The sequence below is a fragment of the Piscinibacter sp. genome (genome assembly GCF_050175855.1).
Lineage (GTDB): Bacteria > Pseudomonadota > Gammaproteobacteria > Burkholderiales > Burkholderiaceae_C > Piscinibacter.
The window spans coordinates 1-3,542 of sequence record NZ_JBFXIO010000468.1 but is presented as its reverse complement, the minus strand read 5'-3'; the positions used below and the strand labels follow the sequence as shown (position 1 = coordinate 3,542).

Genomic DNA, 3,542 nt, shown 5'->3' with positions numbered 1-3,542 from the left:
CGCTGGGCAACCTGCTGGCCAACGCCGTCGAGTTCTCGCCGGCCGGCGGCCGCATCCGGATCGCGCTGCAGGCCCGGCCGCGCAGCGTCGACGTCACCGTGCGCGACGAAGGCCCCGGCATCCCCGATTACGCCGACGCGCGCGTGTTCGAGAAGTTCTTTTCGCTCTCCCGCCCGGCCACCGGCAAGCGCAGCACCGGCCTGGGCCTGGCCTTCGTGAAGGAGATCGCCGAGCTGCACCATGGCCGCGTCACCCTGCGAAACGCCGAGGGCGGCGGGGCGCTGGCCACGCTCTCGCTGCCGCGCATCGAGGCGCCGGCGGCCTGATCGGCGGCTGCGGCTATCCTGCGGGGCTGCGGCCGGGGAGGGCCGCGCCGTTGGATGCGACGACGATCGCCTGGGTGCTGCCCCACGAGGGCTACGACGACGAGGCCGCGATCGCGCCCCTGCGCGCGCAGGGGCTGCGTGTGCTCACCTGCGTGGCCGGTCAGGCGCTGCCCGACGAGGCCGAGCTGCGCGTGATGCAGGCCGGGCTGTTTGCCGACGCGCGCCGGCTGCGCCGCGAATACGTGCTCGACGCAAGGCCGACGTTGATCGTGGCCGCCAGCGCCGAGCAGGAGGCCGACGCTCTGGAGTTCCTCAAGCCGCGCGACGACGTGGTGCGCGGCCTGCGCCCGGCCGAGCTGCTGGTGCTGCGGCTGGCGCGGCTGCTGAAGAACGCCGGCGGCGAGGCGCGGCTGCACTCGCTGCAGTTCACCGACGAGCTGACCGGCCTGCCCAACCGCAAGCGCTGGCAGGCGCAGCTGGCCCAGGAGCTCGGCCAGCCGCCCGGGGTCGAGTGCCGCGCCGTCGTGCTGTTCGACCTCGACCACTTCAAGCAGATCAACGACCGCTTCGGCCACCAGGCCGGCGACCAGGTGCTGCGCGAGGCCGCCGCGCTGCTGCTGGCGCAGATGGCGCCGGGCGATCGCCTGGCGCGCTGGGGCGGCGAGGAATTCGCCGCGCTCGTCTCGCGCTACGACCGCGCCACCGTCGAGGCCGACGTGCAGCGCATGCTGCAGCGCCTGGCCGACCACCCCTTCCACGCGCCGGCCGCCGCCGGCAGCGGCTACGAGCGGCTGGTCAACCGCTTCGATGACACCGCGCCGGCGCCGCTGGACGGCGAGCCGCTGCAGCGCATGGCGGTCTCCGCCAGCGCCGGGCTGGCGTTCCTGGGCGAGCGCTCCACCTTCGCCGACGTGATGAGCCAGGCCGACGTGGCGCTGTACGAGGCCAAGGGCCGCGGCCGCAACCGGCTGGTGTCGTACGAATCGCTGCAGGAGAGCTCCGGCGGCGACGACCGCGACCTCTACGTGCGCCACTTCGAGAACGTCACCCGCGTGCTCACCGAGCGCATGACCACGCTGGTGACGCACATGGGCCGCAGCCTGGTGGAGGCGGCGCGGCGCGAGGCCAACCAGGACGCCCTCACGCAGCTGCACAACCGCCGCTACTTCGATGCCCGGCTGTCGCGCGAGGTCGAGACGGCGCACAAGCACGGCCGCGCGCTGGCCCTCGCGCTGGTCGACCTCGACCACTTCCATGACGTCAACGCCGAGTTCGGCTACCCGACCGGCGACCAGGTGCTGCGCCGCTTCGCCGAGATCGCGCGCCACGGCGTGCGCCTTACCGACTGGCTGGCCCGCTACGGCGGCGAGGAGTTCTGCCTGGTGATGCCCGACACCGACCTCGACACCGCCGCCCGCGTGGCGGAGCGCGTGCGGGCGCAGGTGGCGGCCACCGACATCCGCGGCGTCGACCAGCGCCGCGTGGCGCTGACCGTGAGCGTGGGCGTGGCGGCCCTGGCTTCGCCCCAGGACAGCCCGCTGTCGCTGGTGCAGCGGGCCAGCGAGGCGGTGCTGGCCGCCAAGCGGGCCGGGCGCAACCGGCTGGTGGTTGCCCGCTAGAGTTTCCGACCTAAGTTTGCTGCAGCGCAGCATGAATCGCTTGCATTCGTGGCGAAGGGCTCTATCATTTGCTCATGCTGCAGTGCAGCAAAGTGATTCTTCAACCACCCCACCGGAGCCCGTCATGCTGAACAACGAACAATTCGCCGCCGCCCAGAAGGCCCAGCTCGCCACGCTGATGGGCCTGGCCGCCACTGGCCTCGATGCCGCCGAGAAGCTCGTCGCGCTGAATCTCGAGACCGCCCGTGCCGCGCTGGCCGACGCCGATGCGCAGGCGCAGTCGATGCTGTCTGCCAAGGATGTGCAGGCGCTGCTCTCGCTGCAGGCCGAGATGCTCCAGCCGGCGCCCGAGAAGGCCGGCACCTACGGCCGCAAGCTGTACGACATCGTCGCCGAAGTGCAGGCCGAGATGAGCAAGGTCGCCGAAGCCGGCGCCGCCGACGCGCAGAAGAAGTTCGCCGCGCTGGTCGAGTCCGCCGCGAAGAACGCCCCGGCCGGCTCCGAGCAGGCCGTGGCGATGGCCAAGGCGGCCTTCGCCGCTGCCAACGACGCCTTCGGCAACGCCCAGAAGGCCGCCAAGCAGGCAGCCGAAGTGGCGGAAGCCAACATCGTGAAGTTCACCGCCGCGACCAAGCCGGCGGCCAAGGCCCGCCGCGCCGCCTGAGGCGCGACACCCTCGAAGGGGCTCCCATGAGCTCCCTCGGCCACCCGGGCCCCCACGACGCGGCAAGCGCCGCGCCGTGGCGGAGCACGGGCTTCGACCTCGACGACGGCTGGATCGGCACCCGCGAACTGCCCGGCTACCGCGCCGGCGCTGTGGTGGTGAAGCTGGCCGACTTGCCCGGCGTCGACGCCGACCATCTCTACCTCGACGTGCTTCGCCTTGGCGAGAACGGCCGCACCGAGGACAACCTCTCCGGCCCCTGCCCGGCGATGCGCCGCGACCATCCGCTGGATGCGCGCTCGCGCTTCGTGCGCGTGGTGGCCGAACTGCTGCGCCATGCACCCGACGCCCAGCGCGGCCTCGCCGGCCTCGGCCCGCCGCTGGCGCTGCTGCGCGAGAACGGCATCGAAGGGCCACAACTGGCCATCGCCGCCCGGCAGCTCGATGCCGCCTGCAGCGAAGACGCCCTGGCGGCCAGCCTGGCGCACATGCTGGTGCTCAGCTTCGGTGAGGAGGAAGCGCAAGCCACGCTCACCGCATTGCTCGGACGGCTGCTGCCCCATGCCCGCTGCGACGGCCCGCTGGTCGAACAGGTCACCCTGCTCGTTCGCCGCGTCGGCCGGGCCCAGGCGCGGCGCCGCCTGCGTGAGGCCACCGACTTCGAGCTTCTGCCCACCCCCGAACTGCTCGGCCTCTGAGCGCGCTGCGGGCAGCGCCATGGAATAGGCAGGCCACGCAACGCGTAGACACCCCGGGGAGACAGCACGGGGAGGCCGGCATGCCGTGGTTCGTGGCCAAGCGCGCCATCGTCGGGGTCTCCTCGTTTTCAGTGCAATAAGTGACGGTACGAAAAGCTAGCACTGGCGCGGAGGTGGTGTTGGTAGATCGTTGATTTCATTGACTTTCCTGTTCACTTTCAAATCTGCGATTCGT

At 71.8% G+C, this 3,542-nt stretch carries 4 protein-coding genes; all 4 read left to right on the top strand.

The genetic code is table 11. The annotated features are described in order from the left end of the window. The coding region (locus AB7U92_RS24005) for an ATP-binding protein (protein ID WP_428582859.1) at positions 1 to 326 on the top strand (326 nt) is incomplete at its 5' end. A 50-nt stretch (positions 327 to 376) separates the two neighbouring features. Then, positions 377 to 1,945, top strand: coding sequence for a GGDEF domain-containing protein (locus AB7U92_RS24000; protein ID WP_428582857.1), 1,569 nt, complete (start codon positions 377 to 379; stop codon positions 1,943 to 1,945). A gap of 124 nt (positions 1,946 to 2,069) precedes the next feature. Continuing rightward, on the top strand, positions 2,070 to 2,609 hold the full coding sequence (locus AB7U92_RS23995; RefSeq protein WP_428582855.1) for a phasin family protein: 540 nt from the start codon (positions 2,070 to 2,072) through the stop codon (positions 2,607 to 2,609). 26 nt (positions 2,610 to 2,635) lie between these two features. Then, positions 2,636 to 3,307, top strand: a complete 672-nt coding sequence (locus tag AB7U92_RS23990) for a hypothetical protein (protein WP_428582853.1) — start codon at positions 2,636 to 2,638, stop codon at positions 3,305 to 3,307. The last annotated feature ends 235 nt before the right edge of the window (positions 3,308 to 3,542 follow it).

Coding starts and splice junctions, on each gene's coding strand:
- AB7U92_RS23990 (WP_428582853.1), top strand. CDS start 2,636: ATGAGCTCCCTCGGCCACCCGGGCCCCCACGACGCGGCAAGCGCCGCG.
- AB7U92_RS23995 (WP_428582855.1), top strand. CDS start 2,070: ATGCTGAACAACGAACAATTCGCCGCCGCCCAGAAGGCCCAGCTCGCC.